This is a genomic window from Streptomyces sp. R818, from assembly GCF_056172735.1.
Genome location: NZ_JAOCNE010000003.1, coordinates 1,617,522 through 1,635,214 on the forward strand (window position 1 = coordinate 1,617,522; position 17,693 = coordinate 1,635,214).

16 protein-coding genes are annotated in these 17,693 nt (G+C 70.0%); 12 read left to right on the top strand and 4 right to left on the bottom strand.

What is annotated here, in order from left to right; all coding sequences use genetic code 11:
- Window positions 1–144 precede the first annotated feature (144 nt).
- Both N5I75_RS12445 and N5I75_RS12450 read left to right on the top strand, forming a co-directional pair.
- Entirely contained in the window at window positions 145–1,995 is a 1,851-nt protein-coding gene (locus N5I75_RS12445) for a glycoside hydrolase family 3 protein (protein WP_476676779.1), read from the top strand.
- Between the two features lie 158 nt (window positions 1,996–2,153).
- The gene (locus N5I75_RS12450) at window positions 2,154–2,774 is read left to right on the top strand and encodes a hypothetical protein (RefSeq protein ID WP_476676781.1); all 621 of its coding nucleotides are present in this window, start codon (window positions 2,154–2,156) and stop codon (window positions 2,772–2,774) included.
- 51 nt (window positions 2,775–2,825) lie between these two features.
- Here N5I75_RS12450 and N5I75_RS12455 read toward each other — a convergent pair whose 3' ends face one another.
- From N5I75_RS12455 to N5I75_RS12465, 3 genes are all read right to left on the bottom strand, one after another.
- Window positions 2,826–4,220, bottom strand: a complete 1,395-nt coding sequence (locus tag N5I75_RS12455; protein WP_476676782.1) for a S28 family serine protease — start codon at window positions 4,218–4,220, stop codon at window positions 2,826–2,828.
- Window positions 4,221–4,335: 115 nt separating this feature from the next.
- Window positions 4,336–4,755: a hypothetical protein gene (locus N5I75_RS12460; protein WP_476676784.1), complete on the bottom strand. Its 420-nt coding sequence runs from the start codon at window positions 4,753–4,755 to the stop codon at window positions 4,336–4,338.
- 123 nt (window positions 4,756–4,878) lie between these two features.
- On the bottom strand, window positions 4,879–8,592 hold the full coding sequence (locus N5I75_RS12465; protein WP_476676786.1) for an ABC transporter ATP-binding protein: 3,714 nt from the start codon (window positions 8,590–8,592) through the stop codon (window positions 4,879–4,881).
- Window positions 8,593–8,784: 192 nt separating this feature from the next.
- On the opposite strand from N5I75_RS12465, the gene N5I75_RS12470 reads away from it, so the two are divergent.
- The 4 genes from N5I75_RS12470 (at window position 8,785) to N5I75_RS12485 (ending at window position 12,719) form a co-directional block, all read left to right on the top strand.
- The gene (locus N5I75_RS12470) at window positions 8,785–11,037 is read left to right on the top strand and encodes an ArnT family glycosyltransferase (protein ID WP_476676787.1); all 2,253 of its coding nucleotides are present in this window, start codon (window positions 8,785–8,787) and stop codon (window positions 11,035–11,037) included.
- A gap of 145 nt (window positions 11,038–11,182) precedes the next feature.
- Window positions 11,183–11,983 (top strand): endonuclease I family protein, encoded by an 801-nt coding sequence (locus tag N5I75_RS12475; protein ID WP_476676789.1) that lies wholly within the window; start codon window positions 11,183–11,185, stop codon window positions 11,981–11,983.
- Window positions 11,984–12,027: 44 nt separating this feature from the next.
- Complete coding sequence (locus tag N5I75_RS12480; protein WP_476676790.1) at window positions 12,028–12,273, top strand: type II toxin-antitoxin system Phd/YefM family antitoxin; 246 nt, start codon at window positions 12,028–12,030, stop codon at window positions 12,271–12,273.
- Window positions 12,270–12,719: a PIN domain-containing protein gene (locus N5I75_RS12485; RefSeq protein WP_476676792.1), complete on the top strand. Its 450-nt coding sequence runs from the start codon at window positions 12,270–12,272 to the stop codon at window positions 12,717–12,719. Before N5I75_RS12480 ends, N5I75_RS12485 begins: the two co-directional genes overlap by 4 nt.
- A 20-nt stretch (window positions 12,720–12,739) precedes the next feature.
- Here the strand turns inward: N5I75_RS12485 and N5I75_RS12490 are convergent, their stop codons facing one another.
- On the bottom strand, window positions 12,740–13,030 hold the full coding sequence (locus N5I75_RS12490; protein WP_476676794.1) for a hypothetical protein: 291 nt from the start codon (window positions 13,028–13,030) through the stop codon (window positions 12,740–12,742).
- Between the two features lie 316 nt (window positions 13,031–13,346).
- On the opposite strand from N5I75_RS12490, the gene N5I75_RS12495 reads away from it, so the two are divergent.
- The 6 genes from N5I75_RS12495 (at window position 13,347) to N5I75_RS12520 (ending at window position 17,690) form a co-directional block, all read left to right on the top strand.
- On the top strand, window positions 13,347–14,141 hold the full coding sequence (locus N5I75_RS12495; protein WP_476676796.1) for a helix-turn-helix domain-containing protein: 795 nt from the start codon (window positions 13,347–13,349) through the stop codon (window positions 14,139–14,141).
- Window positions 14,134–14,370, top strand: coding sequence for a DUF397 domain-containing protein (locus N5I75_RS12500; protein ID WP_476676798.1), 237 nt, complete (start codon window positions 14,134–14,136; stop codon window positions 14,368–14,370). The genes N5I75_RS12495 and N5I75_RS12500 overlap by 8 nt, the downstream gene beginning before the upstream one ends.
- A gap of 91 nt (window positions 14,371–14,461) precedes the next feature.
- Window positions 14,462–15,016 (top strand): RICIN domain-containing protein, encoded by a 555-nt coding sequence (locus tag N5I75_RS12505; protein WP_476676799.1) that lies wholly within the window; start codon window positions 14,462–14,464, stop codon window positions 15,014–15,016.
- Between the two features lie 171 nt (window positions 15,017–15,187).
- Complete coding sequence (locus N5I75_RS12510; RefSeq protein ID WP_476676801.1) at window positions 15,188–15,595, top strand: WXG100 family type VII secretion target; 408 nt, start codon at window positions 15,188–15,190, stop codon at window positions 15,593–15,595.
- A gap of 62 nt (window positions 15,596–15,657) precedes the next feature.
- A complete protein-coding gene (locus N5I75_RS12515) occupies window positions 15,658–15,966 on the top strand; it encodes a WXG100 family type VII secretion target (protein WP_476676803.1) in 309 nt (102 codons plus the stop codon).
- Window positions 15,966–17,690 (top strand): RNase A-like domain-containing protein, encoded by a 1,725-nt coding sequence (locus N5I75_RS12520; RefSeq protein ID WP_476676805.1) that lies wholly within the window; start codon window positions 15,966–15,968, stop codon window positions 17,688–17,690. The genes N5I75_RS12515 and N5I75_RS12520 overlap by 1 nt, the downstream gene beginning before the upstream one ends.
- The last annotated feature ends 3 nt before the right edge of the window (window positions 17,691–17,693 follow it).

Consider the following 17,693-nt stretch of genomic DNA (forward strand, 5'->3'; position numbering starts at 1 on the left):
GCAAGCCCGGCAGACGCGAGGGAATCGCACCGCTTCCGCGCCGATTCCCTTGACCGGCAGAAACTTTCCGGGTAACCGTGACGCGCGGAAGAAATTTTCAGCCGCGCTCGTGCCAGCCCCGCCCCTCCCCCGGAAGGAGCGCAAGTGCACCACCGCCACACCACCCCCCGCAGCAGGGGTCTCTCCAGACGGACGCTGCTCGCCGCCACCACGGCCGGCATCGCCGCCGCAGGCCTGAGCACCGCACCCGCCGCCCAGGCCGCCACCGCAGGCCACCGCTCGGCCAAGAGCGACGCGAAGCTGAAGCGGATCATCTCCGGGATGTCCCTGGAGGAGAAGGTCGGCCAGCTCTTCGTCATGCGGGTCTACGGCCACTCGGCCACCGCCCCGGACCAGGCCGACATCGACGCCAACCTCAAGGAGATCGGCGTCCGCACAGCCGCGGAGATGATCGACAAGTACAAGCTCGGCGGCATCATCTACTTCGCGTGGGCGCACAACGTCCGCGACCCGCACCAGATCGCCGATCTCAGCAACGGCATCCAGGAGGCCGGCCGCCGCCTGCCCTCCAAGATTCCGCTGATCGTCTCGACCGACCAGGAGCACGGCATAGTGGCCCGGGTCGGCAAGCCCGCCACGCTCCTCCCAGGCGCGATGGCGCTCGGCGCGGGCGGCTCCCGTTCCGACGCGCGCCAGGCGGCCGCGATCGCCGGCGCCGAGCTGCGCGCGCTCGGCATCAACCAGGACTACGCCCCGGACGCGGACGTCAACATCAACCCGGCCAACCCGGTCATCGGCGTACGCTCCTTCGGCGCGGAACCGGCGGCGGTGGCGAGGATGGCCGCGGCGCAGGTCGAGGGGTACCAGTCGGCCGGTGTCGCCGCGACGGCCAAGCACTTCCCCGGTCACGGCGACACCGCCACCGACAGCCACACAGGCCTCCCCGTGATCACGCACACCCGCGAGCAGTGGGAGAAGCTGGACGCCCCGCCGTTCAAGGCCGTGATCGCCGCCGGGATCGACTCGATCATGACGGCGCACCTCGTCGTCCCTGCGCTCGACCCGGCCGAGGACCCCGCGACCCTCTCCCGCCCCATCCTCACCGGCATCCTGCGCGAGAAGCTCGGCTACGACGGTGTCGTGATCACCGACTCGCTCGGCATGGAGGGCGTCCGCACGAAGTACGGCGACGACCGCGTGCCGGTGCTCGCCCTGAAGGCGGGCGTCGACCAGCTCCTCAACCCGCCCTCCCTGGACGTCGCGTGGAACGGTGTCCTGAAGGCCGTGCAGAGCGGGGAGCTGACCGAACAGCGGCTCGACGAATCGATCCTGCGCATCCTGCGGCTCAAGACGAAGCTGGGGCTCTTCAAGGACCCGTACGTCACCCGGCGCGGTGTCGACCACGCCGTGGGCACCCGCGCCCACCTGGCGGCGGCCGACAAGATCGCCGAGCGCACGACGACGCTCCTGGTCAACAAGGACCGGCTGCTCCCCCTGAACCGGCGCACCCACAAGAACGTCCTCGTGCTCGGCGCGAACCCCGCGTCCCCCTCGCTCAGCGACGGCCCGCCCACGACCGTGCTGGGCGCCGCCCTGACCGAACTCGGCTTCTCGGCGTCGGTCCTTGCGACCGGCACCGCGCCGGGCCAGGCCGTCATCGACCAGGCGGTGGCCGCCGCAGCGGGCAAGGACGCCGTGCTCGTCGGCACGTACAACGTCGCCGCGGGCAGCGCCCAGCAGAAGCTGGTGAACGCCGTCGCCGCGACCGGCGTCCCGGTGATCACCCTGTCGATGCGCAACCCCTACGACGTGGCCCAGCTGGGCGCGGCGCGGGCGCACGTGGCCGCGTACTCCTGGATCGACGTCGAACTGCGGGCGGCGGTACGGGTCCTGGCGGGCCGCGCCGCACCCCGCGGCAAGCTGCCGGTGCCGGTGCAGCGGGCCGACGACCCGGCGCAGGTCCTGTACCCGGTCGGACACGGCCTGCGGTACTGACGTCAGCACGTTCAGTACGGGAACGGTACGCGGCCGGGCGTACAGGGGCGTACGGCGCACCAAGGACGCACCGCCCCTGAACGTCGCAAAGCACCCCCGCGCGTCTGGCGTGCGCCCGGTCCCCGGGCCACGCTGGACGGGTGTCTCGGGGGGCTGCCATGGACGCGCGGACGGTGGGGGCGGTGTGTGCGGCGCCGTTCCTCGCGCTCGCGCTGGCCGGGTGCCAGGCCCTGTCCGGGTCGGGCGACGACCCACCGAGGAAACCGTCCCCCTCCGGCACGGCGGCGGTGTTCCTCGCGGCCGGTGAGTGCGGGGCGCGCGGGTCCACGGGGTTCGGCGAGGTGGGGTGCGGCAGCGGGCGCGCCGTCGCCCGGGTCACCGCGCGGCACGAGGGCAGCGCCGTGAACGGTCCCGCGTGCCCGGCCCGTACCGACTTCGTCCTGCACATCAGCGAGACGCACGCGACGCCGGACGGGCACGACGCCGACGAGAACGGCGACGGGAAGGTCACCCGCGGCTACGCCTGCATGCGCAACCTCCGGCCGCCGCACCCCGGCGACCCGGGCGCGGGCGGCGGTCCCCGCACGATCGTCGGCGACTGCGTGTACTCCACGGGGCGGGGGCAGGTCAGGGAGACGGCCTGCGACGGTTCGGGCGAGCACGCGCCGCAGTACCGCGTCGGCTCCTCGGTGCCGGACCGCATCGACTGCCCCGCGGCGACCACCCTCTACGTGACGCTCAGCGGGACGGACAGGGTGGGCTGCGCGACGAAGACGTAGGCAGGAGAGAAGGGGGCCGCATGAGCGGCCCCCTTCTTCAACCTGCCGATGTCACGGGCGCAGCGTGAACTGCCGCGCGCCGTCGACCCGGTCGAGCTTCGCGTCGTGCGGTGCCTTGGCCGTCGTACCGGACAGGCCCGCCCAGTCGAGGATCCGCTCGGTGGCGAGCGCCTTGTCGTCGGCGTTCAGAGCGGCCACGTTCGCGCCGTGGTTGGCGTGCGGCGCCGACATGACGTAGCTGTCACGGGCTCCGGCGCCGAGCCGGAAGGGCTCGGCACCCCACGGGTCGTTGTCGCCGTAGACGTACAGCATGCGGGTGGCGTGGTGGCGCACCCACGTGTCGACGTCGCGCATCGCGTGCTTCTGGAACGTCATCGGGATGGTGCGCGGGACGAAGTTGCGCGGCGGCTGGTAGCCGTAGCGGGAGAGCTTGCCGAGCCAGGGCTGCTTGATGTCGGGCGAGCCGAGCTGGGTGCCTGCCTGGTAGTAGTACGGGGTGTACTGCTCCAGGCCCTGGTCGGCGTAGGAGGACCAGCCGCCGACGGCGTCGACGTAGTCGAAGAGCGCCTGGTCGGTGACGGTCTTCGCGTCAGGGACGTCCGCGCAGGCCGACTCGGGCTGGTACTGCCAGAAGCCCCACACGAGGTCGAGGACGGTCGCCTCGTACGCCTTGTCGAGCGAACCCACCGTGTTCACGGTGTAGTTGTTCGCGGCGAGGTACTCCTTGTACTTCTTCTCCAGGGCGGTGCGGCGCACGAGCGTCTCGCGCTGCACCTTCTGCAGGGCGACGCGACAGTCCTTCGGGCCGACGCCGGCGAGGAAGCGGTCGTAGGCGGAGTCCTCGTCGTTGACGACGTCGTTCGGGGCGACGTAGGCGACGACACCGTCCATGTCACGCGGGTAGAAGCGCTCGTAGTAGGTGGCGGTCATGCCGCCCTTCGAGCCGCCCGTGGTCAGCCAGTTCTGGCCGTAGACGGACTTGAGCGCCCGGTAGATGCGGTGCTGGTCGCTGGCGGCCTGCCAGATGTCGAGCTTCGACCAGTCGGCGGGCTGCGGCCGGGACGGCGTGAAGAAGCGGTACTCGACGGAGACCTGGTTGCCGTCGACGATGCGGGTCGGCTCGCTGCGCGACGGGTTCGTCGAGACGTTGTAGCCGCTGGTGAACATGACCGTCGGGCGGCTGACGTCCTTGTGCAGCACGGTGATGCGCTGCTGGAAGGTGCCCTTCGACGGGTGCCGGTGGTCGACCGGCTGGGTGTAGTTGAGGACGAAGTAGCGGTAGCCGGTGTACGGCTTCTCCTCGACGAGGCTCATGCCGGATACGGCGAGGAGCCGGTCCTTGATGTCGGCTGTGTCCGTGGCGGCGGTCGCCGTGGACATTCCGGCGGCGCTCACCGTGCCTATGAGCACCACGAGCGACAACAGCCATCTGAGCGCTTTGCGCATACACCCTCCCCTGGAGTTACACGGGTCGCTCCGGAAACTATCGGAGGGTTTCGCGTACCACCAGGGGTACTTGGTGTCCGCTCAGCACGACATGCGTGGACGCACGCCGGTCAGGTCAGCACAGAATCCAGCCCGTACCGACCGATTTCGCACCGACCCGGCCCTTGATCCGTACGCAGCGGTGCCCGGCGTGGACGGTGACCGGGCCCGCGTGGTGGGTGAAGCGGCCCTGGTCGACGACGGCGCGGCTGCCGCGGGCCTGGACGCTGACCGACATGGTCTGGCGGACGCCGGTGCGCTTGGCGAGGGTGACGGCGCAGACGTAGCCGCCGGTGCGGTACACGACGGCCTTGCCGGTGGCGAACGACAGGGTGCGGACCTTGTGCCCGGCGCAGAGCGCGGCGGCGTGCGCGCCGCCGGTCCCGGGACCGGCCACGACGAGCAGCGCGGCGGAGACGAGCGCGGCCAGCGCGAGCGCGAGCAGGCGGCGTGGCCCGTGGGCCCCCGCTATGCCGCTTTCGTCACCTCTTCGCACCGCTGTCCCCTCCTGCCACGATTCGCCGCTCCCGTCACCTCGGCATCAGCGTACTGAGGTACGGACGCGAGAGACGGCCCGCACGGTTGCACAGCACAGCACAGCACAGCTGCACCGGCGCCGTCAGGCCGCCGTCGTGCTGACGTCCTCCCCTATGAAGGTCCGCCACAGCGCGGCGTACTTCCCGCCCCGCGCGAGCAGCTCGTCGTGCGTGCCGTCCTCGGCGACGCGGCCGTGGTCCATCACCACGACCCGGTCGGCGCGGGCCGCCGTCGTCAGCCGGTGGGCGACGACGAGGGTGGTGCGCCGGCCCGCGATGCGGTCGGTGGCCTGGTTGACCTGCGCCTCCGTGGCGAGGTCGAGGGCGGCCGTCGCCTCGTCGAGCAGGAGGATGTCCGGGTCGACGAGTTCGGCGCGGGCCAGGGCGATGAGCTGGCGCTGGCCCGCGGAGAGGTTGCGGCCCCGCTCGGCGACCGCGTGGAGGTAGCCGCCGTCGAGGGTGGCGATCATGTCGTGCGCGCCGACCGCGCGGGCCGCCGCCTCGACCTGCGCGTCGCTCGCGTCGGGCCGCCCGTAGGCGATGGCGTCGCGGATCGTGCCGGGGAAGAGGTAGGCCTCCTGCGGGACGACGCCGAGCCGGTGGCGGTAGGCGGTGAGGTCGAGGTCGCGCAGGTCGGTGCCGTCGACGGTGACCCGTCCCCCGGTCGGGTCGTAGAACCGGGCGACCAGCTTGACCAGCGTCGACTTGCCCGCGCCCGTCTCGCCGACGAAGGCGACGGTCTGCCCGGCGGGGATGCGCAGGGTCACGTCGGTGAGCGCCGCCTCCTCCGTGCCGTACGCGAAGTCGACGTCCTCGAAGGCGATCTCGCCGCGCAGGGCCGGCACGTCGCGGGGCGCGCGCGGGTTCTCCGTCGAGGCCGGCTCGCGCAGCAGCTCCTGGATGCGGCCGAGGGAGACGGTGGCCTGCTGGTAGCCGTCGAAGACCTGGGACAGCTGCTGCACGGGGGCGAAGAACAGGTCGATGTAGAGGAGGTAGGCGACGAGCGCGCCGGTCGTGAGGGTGCCCGCGTCGACCCGGTGCGCGCCGACCATAAGGACGGCGGCAGCGGCGACGGACGACAGGAGCTGCACGAACGGGAAGTAGACGGAGATCAGCCACTGCCCGCGGATACGGGCCTTGCGGTACGCCTGGCTGCCCGCGGCGAACCGCTCCGCGCCGTCCTTCTCGCGCCGGAACGCCTGCACGATCCGCAGCCCGGCGACGGACTCCTGGAGGTCGGCGTTGACGACGGAGACGCGCTCGCGCGCCAGCTCGTACGCCTTGACGCTGGAGCGGCGGAAGAAGAACGTGCCGACGATCAGCGGCGGCAGCGTCGCGAAGACGACGAGGGCGAGCTGGACGTCGATGACGAGCAGGGCGACCATGATGCCGAAGAACGTGACGACGGAGACGAACGCGGTGACGAGCCCGGTCTGCAGGAACGTCGACAACGCGTCGACATCGGTCGTCATCCGCGTCATGATCCGGCCGGTCAGCTCGCGCTCGTAGTAGTCGAGTCCGAGCCGCTGGAGCTGGGCGAAGATCTTCAGCCGGAGCGAGTAGAGGACGCGCTCGCCGGTGCGTCCGGTCATCCGGGTCTCGCCGATCTGCGCGGCCCACTGCACGAGCACGGCGACCAGGGCGAGCGCGGCGGCCGTCCACACGGCGCCGAGCGCCATCCGTGAGACGCCCTCGTCGATGCCGTGCCGGATGAGGACGGGCAGGAGCAGGCCGACGCCCGCGTCCACCGCGACGAGCGCGAGGCTGATGAGCAGCGGCCTGCCGAATCCGCCGAGGAGGCGGCGGAGCCCGTACGACTTCTCGGGCGTGACGGCCCGCGCCTCGTCGATGTCCGGGGTGTCGGCGGCGGGCGGCAGGGCGTCGACCTGCGCGAGCAGCTCGGGTGTGGCCGGCATCCCGGACAGGGCGGTGTCCTTGGGCTCGCGGTCGCCCGTCCACAGCCTGGGGGTGACGCCCCGCTCGGCGTCGAACTCGGCGTCCAGTTCGTCCCGTACGGAGGTGTCCTCCGGCTGCCCGGCGGCGGGCAGGGCGTGTCCGGGCGAGACGCCGCCCAGCTCGTCGGGGTCGGTGAGCAGGCGGCGGTAGAGCGGGGAGTGCGCCTCCAGCTCCTCGTGGGTGCCGAGGGCGGCGAGGCGGCCCCCGTCGAGGACGGCGATGCGGTCGGCGAGGCCGAGCGTGGAGCGGCGGTGGGCGATGAGCAGGGTGGTGCGGCCCGCCATGACACCGCGCAGCGCCTCGTGGATCTCGTGCTCCACGCGCGCGTCCACGGCCGAGGTGGCGTCGTCGAGGACGAGGAGGCGGGGGTCGGTGAGGATGGCGCGGGCGAGCGCGAGGCGCTGGCGCTGGCCGCCGGAGAGGGTGAGCCCATGCTCGCCGACCTTGGTGTCGTAGCCGTCGGGCAGCTCGGCGATGAACCGGTCGGCCTGGGCGGCGCGCACGGCCGCCTCGATCTGCTCGTCGGTGGCGTCCGGGGCGCCGTAGGCGAGGTTGGCGCGCACGGTGTCGGAGAAGAGGAACGAGTCCTCGGGGACGAGGCCGATCGCGGCGCGCAGCGAGTCCAGGGTCAGCTCGCGCACGTCGTGGCCCCCGATGATGACGGCGCCGTGCGTGACGTCGTAGAAGCGCGGGAGCAGCAGCGAGACGGTGGACTTGCCGGACCCCGAGGAGCCGACGACGGCGAGGGTCTCGCCCGCGCGGATCTCGAAGGAGAGGCCATTGAGGACAGGGCGGTCACCGCCCGCGTACTCGAACGACACGTCGTCGAACTCGACGGTCGCGGGCGCGTCGGCGGGCAGCTCCTTCTTCCCGTCCTGGAGGGAGGGCTCGGTGTCGATGAGTTCGAGGACGCGCTCGACGCCCGCGCGGGCCTGCTGGCCGACGGTGAGCACCATGGCGAGCATCCGGACCGGGCCGACGAGCTGGGCGAGGTAGGAGGAGAAGGCGACGAACGTGCCGAGGGTGATCTGCCCGCGCACGGCCAGCCAGCCGCCGAGGGCGAGCATGGCGACCTGCCCGAGGGCGGGCACGGCTTGCAGGGCGGGCGTGAACTTGCTGTTCAGCCGGATGGTGCGCAGCCGCCCGGCGAACAGCCGCCGCCCGACCTCGCGCAGCTTCCCGGTCTCCTGCTCCTCCTGCCCGAAGCCCTTGACGACGCGGACGCCGCTGACGGCGCCGTCGACGACCCCGGCGACGGCGGCGGCCTGCGCCTGCGCGTACCAGGTCGCCGGGTGCAGCCGGGAGCGGCTGCGCTTGGCGATGAACCAGAGGGCGGGCGCGACGGCGAGCGCGACCAGGGTCAGCGGCAGCGAGAGCCACGCCATGATCACGAGCGAGATGACGAAGAGGAGGACGTTCCCGATGGTCATCGGGAGCATGAAGAGCAGGCCCTGGATGAGCTGGAGGTCGCTGGTGGCGCGGCCGACGACCTGCCCGGTGGACAGCTCGTCCTGGCGCCGCCCGTCGAGCTTCGTGATCGTCCCGAACATCTCGGTGCGCAGGTCGTGCTGGACGTCGAGGGCGAGGCGCCCGCCGTAGTAGCGGCGGATGTAGGTCATCACGTACACGACGACGGCGGCGCCGATCAGCACGCCGACCCAGGTCCCCATGGACCGGGAGTGATCCCCGATGACGTCATCGATGATGACCTTGGTGATCAGCGGGACGAGCGCCATGACGGCCATCCCGCCGAGCGAGGCCCCGAGCGCGAGCAGCACGTCCTTGGGGTACCGCCACGCGTACCCCGCGAGCCTGCGCGCCCAGCCCCGTTTCTCCGCCACGCCGTGCACCTTCCGCTCTCGCCCGCTGTCGATCGTTCCGCCGAAGGGCCAACACGGGGGCATACGGATTTCATCCCTCCGCAACAATTCCCCTCCGGGCGAGCACGTGCGTGCCGAGCGGCGGGGCTGATCCACAGGCAACCCTCAGGTCGACCACAGTGCGCGCCCAAACGGCCCCGGCACTGTGGTCCGGTGACCTCAGCCACCGATTCCACCGATCCCCACGCGCCCGTGCCCCTGCCCCCGGACCAGTCGAGCTGGCCGCCACCGGAGCCGCCCGGAACCGCTCCGCCCCCGGCCAGGGCCCCGCGCTGGTCGCTGCCCGCGCTCCTCGCCGTCCTCGCGCTGGCCGGGGTCCTGTACTCCTGGAACCTGTCCTCCTCGGGCCTGAACAGCTTCTACAGCGCGGCCGTGCTCAGCGGCACGGAGAGCTGGAAGGCGTGGTTCTTCGGCTCGCTGGACGCGGGCAACTTCCTGACCGTGGACAAGCCGCCGTTCGTCCTGATGGTGATGGGCCTGTCCTGCCGGGTCTTCGGCTTCGGCACGTGGCAGATGATGCTGCCGCTGATCGCGGCGGCGCTCGGCACCATCTGGATCCTCCACTCCTCCGTCAAGCGGGTGTGGGGCCACGGCGCGGCGGCGATCGCCGCGCTCGTCCTCGCGCTCACCCCGATCACGGTCGCCATCAACCGCGACAACAACCCGGACGCGCTGCTCGTCCTGCTGATGGTGGCGGGCGCGGCACTGGCCCTGCGGGCGACGCGCGACGGCCGGCTCCTGCCGCTCATCGGCTCGGCCGTGTGCTTCGGACTCGCCTTCAACACCAAGATGCTCCAGGGCTACATCGCGCTGCCCGCCGTCTTCGCCGTGTACCTGTACGCGGCCCAGGGCGGCCTGTGGCGACGGGTGCGGCACCTGCTGATCGCGGGGGTCGCCCTCGCGGTGGCCAGTTTCTGGTGGGCGGCGGCCGTGTCGTTCGTCCCCGCGTCCGAGCGCCCGTACATCGGCGGCTCCACGGACGGCACCGCCTGGGACCTGATCATGGGCTACAACGGCCTCGGCCGGGTCTTCGGCGGCGACGGCAACATGGGAGGCGGCGGAGGCGGCGGAGGCGGCTTCTCCGGGACCGCGGGCATCGGCCGCCTCTTCAACGACGTGCTCGGCGGCCAGATCTCCTGGCTCCTCCCCTTCGCGGGCATCGCGCTCGTCGGCGGCCTGGTCCTGCGCGGCCGCGCCCCGCGCACGGACCCGGCGAGGGCCGCGCTGATCCTTTGGGGCGGCTGGACGGTCCTGCACTACCTGACGTTCGCCCTGGCCGAGGGCACGATGCACCCCTACTACACGACCGCGCTCGCCCCCGGCATCGCGGCGCTGTGCGGAGGCGGCGGCCTGATGTTGCTGCGCGCCTTCCGCGCCGACAAGCGCTGGGCGTGGGTGCTGCCCGTCGCGCTCGGCGTCACCGGAATCTGGGCGATCGTGCTGCTGCGGCGGGCCTCGGGCTGGAACGGCTGGCTGTGGCCGGCGATCGCGCTGGTCATGGCGGCGGCCATCGCGGGCCTGCTCCTCTTCCGTACGGCCTCCGGCCACCGGCTGCGCCTCCTCGCGGTGTCCGTCGCGGCGGCCGTGGTCGCGGCGGTCGCGGGCCCGGCGGCGTACGCGTGGTCGGTCCCGTCGTCCTCGGGCGGCGCGGGCGGCATGGGCGGAACGAATCCGACGGCGGGTCCGACGACGGGCAGCGGCGGTATGGGCGGGCCCGGTGGCGGGGGCGGCGGCGGCCGGGGCGGCTTCCCGGGCGACGGACAGCAGCGGCAGGGGGACGGTGACGCGGACGGGGCTCAGCAGGGCGGGATGCCTGGGGGCGGGGAGATGCCCGGTGGCGGGGAGATGCCGGACGGCCAGTCCGGCGGTGGGTTCCCCGGCGGGGGCGAGATGCCTGGTGGCGGCGGAATGCCGGGCGGGGGCGAGATGCCTGGCGGGGGCGAGATGGGCACCCCGCCGGGCGGCACCGGCACCGGAAGCGGCCGTTCGGGCGGCGGCGCCATGGGGGGCGGCGCGGACAGCCAGCTCACCTCCTACCTGAAGAAGCACCGCGACGGAGCCAAGTGGCTCGTGGCGGTGTCGAGTTCACAGTCCGCCGCGCAACTGATCGTCGCCACGAAGCAGCCGGTCATCTCGATGTGGGGCTGGTCGGGCAGCGACAAGGCGATGACGCTCGCGAAGCTCAAGGAGCTGGTGAAGAAGGGCGAGCTGCACTACATCCAGCTCGGCGGCGGCATGGGCGGGGGCGGCATGGGCGGCGGCAACGACGCCTCGTCCGAGGTCACCGCGTGGGTGAAGAAGCACGGGACGGCGGTGAAGGCGAGCGAGTACAGCAAGTCGACGGACTCGGCGTCCGGATCGGACTCGGCGTCGCTGTACAGGCTGGACGCACAGGACGTCGACTGACAGCCCTGCGCACACCGGCCCCTGACGTAACGTCAGGGGCCGGTTCCGACACACAACCGACGCCGCAGGTTCACCCAATCTCTACGTGTTCATGTCACGCTCCGGTCTACCCAGTCAACCCGCGTAGATCGGACGGACACCCCCCATGCCCGGAACCCGAACCCGCATACGCACCATCGCTCTGACGACCGCGGGCCTGCTCGCCGCCGTCACGCTCCCCGCGGTCACCGCGAGCCCGGCCGCCGCGACGACGACCGCGTACGACTCCACGTACTACAAGAACGCGATCGGCAAGACCGGCGCGAGCCTCAAGTCCTCGCTGCACACGATCATCAGCAGCCAGACGAAGATCTCGTACTCGGCCGTCTGGGACGCGCTGAAGGTCACCGACCAGGACCCGAACAACAGCAACAACGTGATCCTGCTGTACAGCGGCGTCTCCCGCGCCAAGTCCCTCAACGGCGGCGACGTCGGCGACTGGAACCGCGAGCACACCTGGGCCAAGTCCCACGGCGACTTCGGCGAGGTGACGGGCCCCGGCACCGACCTGCACCACCTGCGCCCGGCCGACGTCCAGGTGAACAGCATCCGCGGCAACAAGGACTTCGACAACGGCGGCAGCACCGTCACCAATGGCGGCGGCAGCCTCACCGACTCCGACTCCTTCGAGCCGCGCGACGCGGACAAGGGCGACGTGGCCCGCATGATCCTCTACATGGCCGTGCGCTACGACGGCGGCGACGGCTTCGCCGACCTGGAGCCCAACGAGAAGGTCAACAACGGCAGCGCCGCCTACATGGGCAAGCTCTCGGTCCTCAAGCAGTGGAGCGACGAGGACCCGCCGAGCGCCTTCGAGGAGAAGCGTAACCAGGCCATCTACGACAAGTACCAGCACAACCGCAACCCGTTCATCGACCACCCGGAGTGGGTCGAGTCGATCTGGTAGCCACCTGTCGGCCATCCCGGCTTCCATGTATTACCATGTAGTACATGGAAGCCAGCGCGCGTGAACTCAACCAGCAGTCCTCCATGCTGCTCGACCGCGTCGAGAGCGGCGAGGAGATCACCGTGACCCGCAACGGCCGCGCCGTCGCACGACTCGTCCCTGTCGACCACACCGACGTCCCGCCGCACCCTGTCACGCCCATAGGCGACATCGAGCTGCCGGAGATCGACCTCGGCGAGCCCATGACCAACGAGGACATGGACGAGATTCTGCGGGGCATGAGCCAGTGACGTTTCCGGTCGTCATCGCGGACACCAACGCACTCATCCGCCTTCTGGCGCCACGCGAGACAGGACATACAGCGCACAAGGCGGCCTTCGCGCAGATGGCACACCTGGTCGTCTCGCCGCTCGTTCTGGCGGAGCTGGACCACATCGTCACCACGCGCTCAGGCCCGCAGCAGGCACTCGCGACCGCTCGGTTCATCGACACCCAGCGCAACCTGAACCGCTTCACCGTCGCGGACACCGCCCCACACCTGTCGACCGCTATCGCCGTGGCGGAGGGCTACACCGACGCGCGCGGCGGCAAGGGCATCGGCCTGACGGACGCCATGAACGTCGCGCTCGCGAAGGCCTATAGGACGGACGCCCTGTTCACGACGGACAAGGACTTCCGCATCATTCAACCGCTCACTGGCCACACGGCGTTCCGCCTACTGCCCGAGGACATGTAGCCGCGTACCACTGACGACACTCAGCACTCCGGGGCGGAGAGGCGGGCGCCCCGGCTGCGTGCGACGCGGTGCACGTCGTGCAGCGACTCCGTCAACCGCGCCGCCAGGTACCGCAACTGGGGCGCGGTTGCGCTGCTGTCGCCGATGAGGTCGACGGCGTGACCGAGCAGCTCGTCGGCCATGTCGAGCTGGACGGCCTCGATGTCGTCCGCGAGCCGGGACAGGTGACTGGTCCCGGTGGGGTCGGTGACGAGGTAGCAAGGGTGGCCGTCGAGATTGGCCCAGGGCAGAAGCCGTGGCCGACCGGACATCACGGAGTCACCTCCATCCCGAGCACGTAGGCCCGGACGAGCCGCGAGTCCTCTCCCCGCAGCGGAGCCAAGTGCGGGGACGGGCGGCACGGCGGGTCCGGCTCCGCGGGTTCGGCGGGCGGGGCGCTCGGCGGCGGGTTCCCTGCGCATCGGGGACAACCGCCGAACAGGCGGGCAATGAGGTTGAACACGTCTTCAACTCCTGTGTGGTGCACGGACATCGCTGTGTAGCGATCCGCTCACAGAGTGAGACCGCGAGAGCTAGGCTCGCCAGAGGGTCGGATGTGACAAAGCATCTGTCACACGGGAGCTGACGTTGAGTAATACCTATGGGGAGTGGCTGCGGGCAGCGCGCGAAGCGGCCGGCCTGACGCAGCAGGAGCTTGCGGTGGCGGCCGTGATGACGCGTTCGCACATCGCGCATATCGAGGCGGGGCGTCGATTGCCGTCCAAGGAGGACGCGCGACGCTTGGACAAGGCCCTGAACACCGGCGATGTGCTGAGTAGCTTCCTCCCGGAGGAGGAGTTGGCAGTCGCGGAGTACTTCGAGGCGGCCCTCCTACTCGAACAACAAGCAACGGTGATCCGTGAGTTCGCCTTGACGTTCGTGCCCGGCATTCTGCAGACGAAGAGGTACGCACGTGCGGTTCTGGGCATGCCATTCCCTCCCCTGAGTGAACAGGAACGTGACCGGCGACTTGTCACACGCCTGGGGCGCGCAAAGCTCCTGACCGACCCGGTGACGCCCGTAGTGTGGGCGCTGCTGGACGAGGCAGTGCTACGGCGCCAGATCGGCGGGCCAGAGGTCATGACCGAGCAAATCAACCACCTGGTCGGGCTCGCTGAATGCGGACGCATTCAACTACACGTGTTGCCCTTCGCACTGGGCAACCACCCACTCCTGAGCAACATGCTCACGCTGATGTGGTTCGAGGACCAACCACCAGTGGCCTATGGCGAGGCCCTGCGCCTTGGGAAGGTGCATGAGAATCCGTCCGTGGTCCAAGAGTTTCAGCATCGCTACGATTTCGCCCTGGGCAATGCTCTGCCGCTCAGGGAATCGCTGGCTCTACTCCGCTCAACAGCAAGGAGTTACGAAGACCATGACTGACCAAACCGCGTTCGGCCAAGGGTCTCCTACGGGCTGGCGCAAGTCCTCCTACAGCAACGACGAGGGCGGCAGCTGCCTGGAAGTCCTGGACGGCTACCGCACCGGCGTCCCCGTCCGCGACTCCAAGACCCCGAACGGGCCCGCCCTGCTCGTCTCCGCACCGCACTGGACGGCGTTCATCGACGCGCTCAAGACACGCGGCGAACGCTGGCCATCGCGTCGGGTTTAGGCGGAGTTGGCTGGTCCCGCCCATCGCGGAGCGCCAGCGTGGTGACTCGTTGCGGCACCGCTGGGGTGCCGTACGCAACGAGGAGGCACCCATGGCCACCGCCCGCAAGGCAACAACACTGACCGCCCTGGCCCTGGCCGGCCTCGCGCTGACCGGGCTGTCCACGCCCGCCGCGAGCGCCGTAGAGGGACCCGGTCTCCAGGGAGTCGTCACGATCCGCGCGGCGTACCAGCCGGGCATGGTCGTGGACCTGGACCACGGCAGCGCTCCGCACGGAACACCGGTGATCCTGCATCCCGAGCACGGCGGCGCCAACCAGAAGTGGGAGGTCGTCCCGGTCGAGGGTGACTGGTTCCAGCTCAAGAACGTGGCGTCGGGCACCTGCCTGGTCAACGCCTACAGCCGCATGGAGAACGGCTACACGCTGGTCGGTTCTCCGTGCGTCACGTCGTTCCAGGACCAGCGGTGGACGAGCGTGCCGACCGACAAGGGGGACGAGTTCGCCCTGGTCAACGCGGTCAGCGGCAAGTGCATGGACCAGAGCGGGTTCGACCCCGTCAAGCACCCGCAGCTCGAACAGTGGACGTGCCGCGGCGACTACCGCCAACACTGGCTCGCCACGAGCAACGGCAACGGCCCTTCCTGACCCGACACCGCTCAGCGCGGGCGGCTCCCGAAGCCGCCCGCTCGACGACGCGCGGGGAAACCCTTGCTGCTGTCCGTCCGCCGTTGGATAGGCTCGCTTGTGCGAACAGTGGGCAGCACGAGCAGCCTGTGCACCGCGCGAAGGAAGTGGCAGCCAACCGGGGGGTGGGCAGTGGGCGACCACAAGGCTCCGAAGGACCTGCGGGCCAAGCACGAGGACTTGACCAGACTCGCGGACGACCTCGACGACATGCAGGAACACCTGACCCGTCAGGTGCAGCGGATGGACGGCATCGTCGATGCCATCGAAGCGGGATGGCAGGGGCCGGCGGGTTCGGCGTACAGGGATTTCCACCGGGCCGCGGCCGAGGACGCGGTGCGCATCCGTGAAGTCATGAAAGTCATCGAGTCAGCGGTACGCATGAGCCGTGACGGCTTCACGGAACGGGAGCTGGAGGTGCTGTCGCAGATGCGCAGCATCGTGGTGGACGTCGACAGCGAGGTCGACCGCCTGTCCTCGCCGGACCCGGCCGCGGCCGAGCCCGCCGCTCGCCCGCGCAGCAGCCTCGACGGGCTGTGATCCGCGGACGGCTGTAGGCGTCCATGCACTGCAAGGCAATGGCTCGAAGTCAGGGGGACCCCATGCCGCCCAGCACCGACGACCACATAACCGTCAAGCTGGCGACGCTTCAGCACCTGTCCGAAGAGTTGGAGGACATACTCAAACAGCTCAACGGGAAGCTCGACGACCTGTACGAGCGCGTTGAGCCCGTCGTCCTGTCGTGGAGCGGCGAGGCTCGTGAGGCGTTCATCGACAAGCTCGACGAATGGAGCCGGTCGGCCGAGGACCTCCGGGCGTCGCAGAAGTGGCTGCACGAAGTCGTGACCACCGGCCACGGCAATTACGCGGCGGCTCACCGTGCGGTGCTGCGCGGCTGGGGAGGCGCCTGATGGCGGGCCCGTCCTCCTCGCCGTCGCAAGGCGGCACCATAGACGTCAAGCCCTCCACCTTGCATCAGGTGGCGGGCGGTTTCGCCGGTCAGCAGACGCCTTTCGACAAGGGCGCCAAAGATTTGCTCACCGCGCTCAAGGAGTATCCGGACGCAGGCGGGTACGGCACCGCACCGCAGGCGTTCGCGGCCGCATACGTGCGGGCCGGAAATCGCTACCTTGAGGTACGGGCCAGGTCGGTCGCCAGTGTCGGCGGTGCGGCGGTCGGCTTCGCGACGACGGCCAACAATTACTCCAAAGCGGAGGCCGCGAACGACCCGTCGGGACAGACCCAGGCTCAGGTACAACAGCCGCCTGTCGTCATTGACAAGCCGCCGAAGTACGAATCCGTCCCCAATCTCAAGTGGGGTGACGACGACGGCGGAGACGACTTCATCCGTTCCCTGCTGGAGTGGATTCCGGACGTCGTCTGGCACATCATCCGCCCGCTGCTGGAGCACGCGTTCCGCTGGGGCAAGGTCGCCGAGGTCTACCCGTTTCCGCAGCAGCACTACCTGCAGTCGCTGTCCGAGGCATGGAGGAACTCCACCACGCCGCTCGGGATGGCGATGGGCAACCTGGACGGGCTGGTCGGCAGCATCACTCAGCAGAGCAACAGTGAGTGGCACGACGCCATGCGTCAGTTCTGCAGTTCGCTGTGGGGCAGCACAGCATGGGGACAGTCCACCGCCGGCTACCAGTGGAAACACGACAGCTCCTCCAGTCAGACCGCCACGCACCCGGTGATGGCGGTGCTCCATGACTCCGCCATGAAGATCAGCGACCTGCTGCACGACTATGCCGAAGCCGCCGTCGATCTGAACGGCGATGTGTGGGACATCTACTACAAGGCCGTGAAGCAGGCCGTGGGCGACATCGACCTCAGCGACGGTGTCGACCTCAAGGACCTCAAGGAGGGCGCCAAGGGCGTCGGCCGTTTCCTGAAGGGGGTGGTCACGGGAGGCGCGGAACTCGGCGCCGAGATCACGCTGAACATCGACACGGCCGCTCTGAATGCCGTGGTGGAGAAGTACAACGGCCGCGTCAACGCCCTCACACCACAGCTGACCGATCTCATGGGAGCACTGGACGAGGCACATCGCAGCGCTCCCGAATACGCGGCAGAGGAGGCCCGGGCGGAGGCGTTCGGGGCACGCGCGCTCAACGAGTTCAAGAAAGAGCACCAGTACACCGTTCCTGGGCAAGACCCGGACAACATGTTCTTCCCTCTGGATCTGGCGGGCCAGGAAGGGCTTTACGGAGCTCACGCCATCGACAAGCATGTCGGACTCTCGGACGACCAGCTGAGAACGCGACTGCGGGATCAGAGCGGTGCCCCTGCCGCCTCCTCCTTCACCGACCTTGCTTCCGCTCAGAGGTACACCTCGGCGACGATCGAGGACATCGACAACGCTGACCGCATCGACAGGTGGATCAAAAGCGTTGAGCATAAGATCCAGACCATCCCGAACTACGATCCCAACAGATCGGAGATACAGCCGCCGCTCTACAAAGAGTTCCCCGGCCAGACCACCGGTCGCAGCGTCTCGCGCGACGACTATGCTGCAGACGGCATGAACGCCCAGGTCAGCGACAAGCACTGGGCCCAGGTCCGGTTGATCTACAAGGAGGGCCTGGAGCCCCCCTTCATCGTGCTGACCGCCATGCCTCACAAGGGACCATGAGAC

What these genes read in the sequence shown, in the direction of transcription:
- N5I75_RS12450 (WP_476676781.1), top strand. Translation starts at nt 2,154, where the DNA reads ATGGACGCGCGGACGGTGGGGGCGGTGTGTGCGGCGCCGTTCCTCGCG.
- N5I75_RS12455 (WP_476676782.1), bottom strand. Translation starts at nt 4,220, where the DNA reads ATGCGCAAAGCGCTCAGATGGCTGTTGTCGCTCGTGGTGCTCATAGGC.
- N5I75_RS12475 (WP_476676789.1), top strand. Translation starts at nt 11,183, where the DNA reads ATGCCCGGAACCCGAACCCGCATACGCACCATCGCTCTGACGACCGCG.
- N5I75_RS12480 (WP_476676790.1), top strand. Translation starts at nt 12,028, where the DNA reads ATGGAAGCCAGCGCGCGTGAACTCAACCAGCAGTCCTCCATGCTGCTC.
- N5I75_RS12490 (WP_476676794.1), bottom strand. Translation starts at nt 13,030, where the DNA reads ATGTCCGGTCGGCCACGGCTTCTGCCCTGGGCCAATCTCGACGGCCAC.
- N5I75_RS12500 (WP_476676798.1), top strand. Translation starts at nt 14,134, where the DNA reads ATGACTGACCAAACCGCGTTCGGCCAAGGGTCTCCTACGGGCTGGCGC.
- N5I75_RS12505 (WP_476676799.1), top strand. Translation starts at nt 14,462, where the DNA reads ATGGCCACCGCCCGCAAGGCAACAACACTGACCGCCCTGGCCCTGGCC.
- N5I75_RS12515 (WP_476676803.1), top strand. Translation starts at nt 15,658, where the DNA reads ATGCCGCCCAGCACCGACGACCACATAACCGTCAAGCTGGCGACGCTT.
- N5I75_RS12520 (WP_476676805.1), top strand. Translation starts at nt 15,966, where the DNA reads ATGGCGGGCCCGTCCTCCTCGCCGTCGCAAGGCGGCACCATAGACGTC.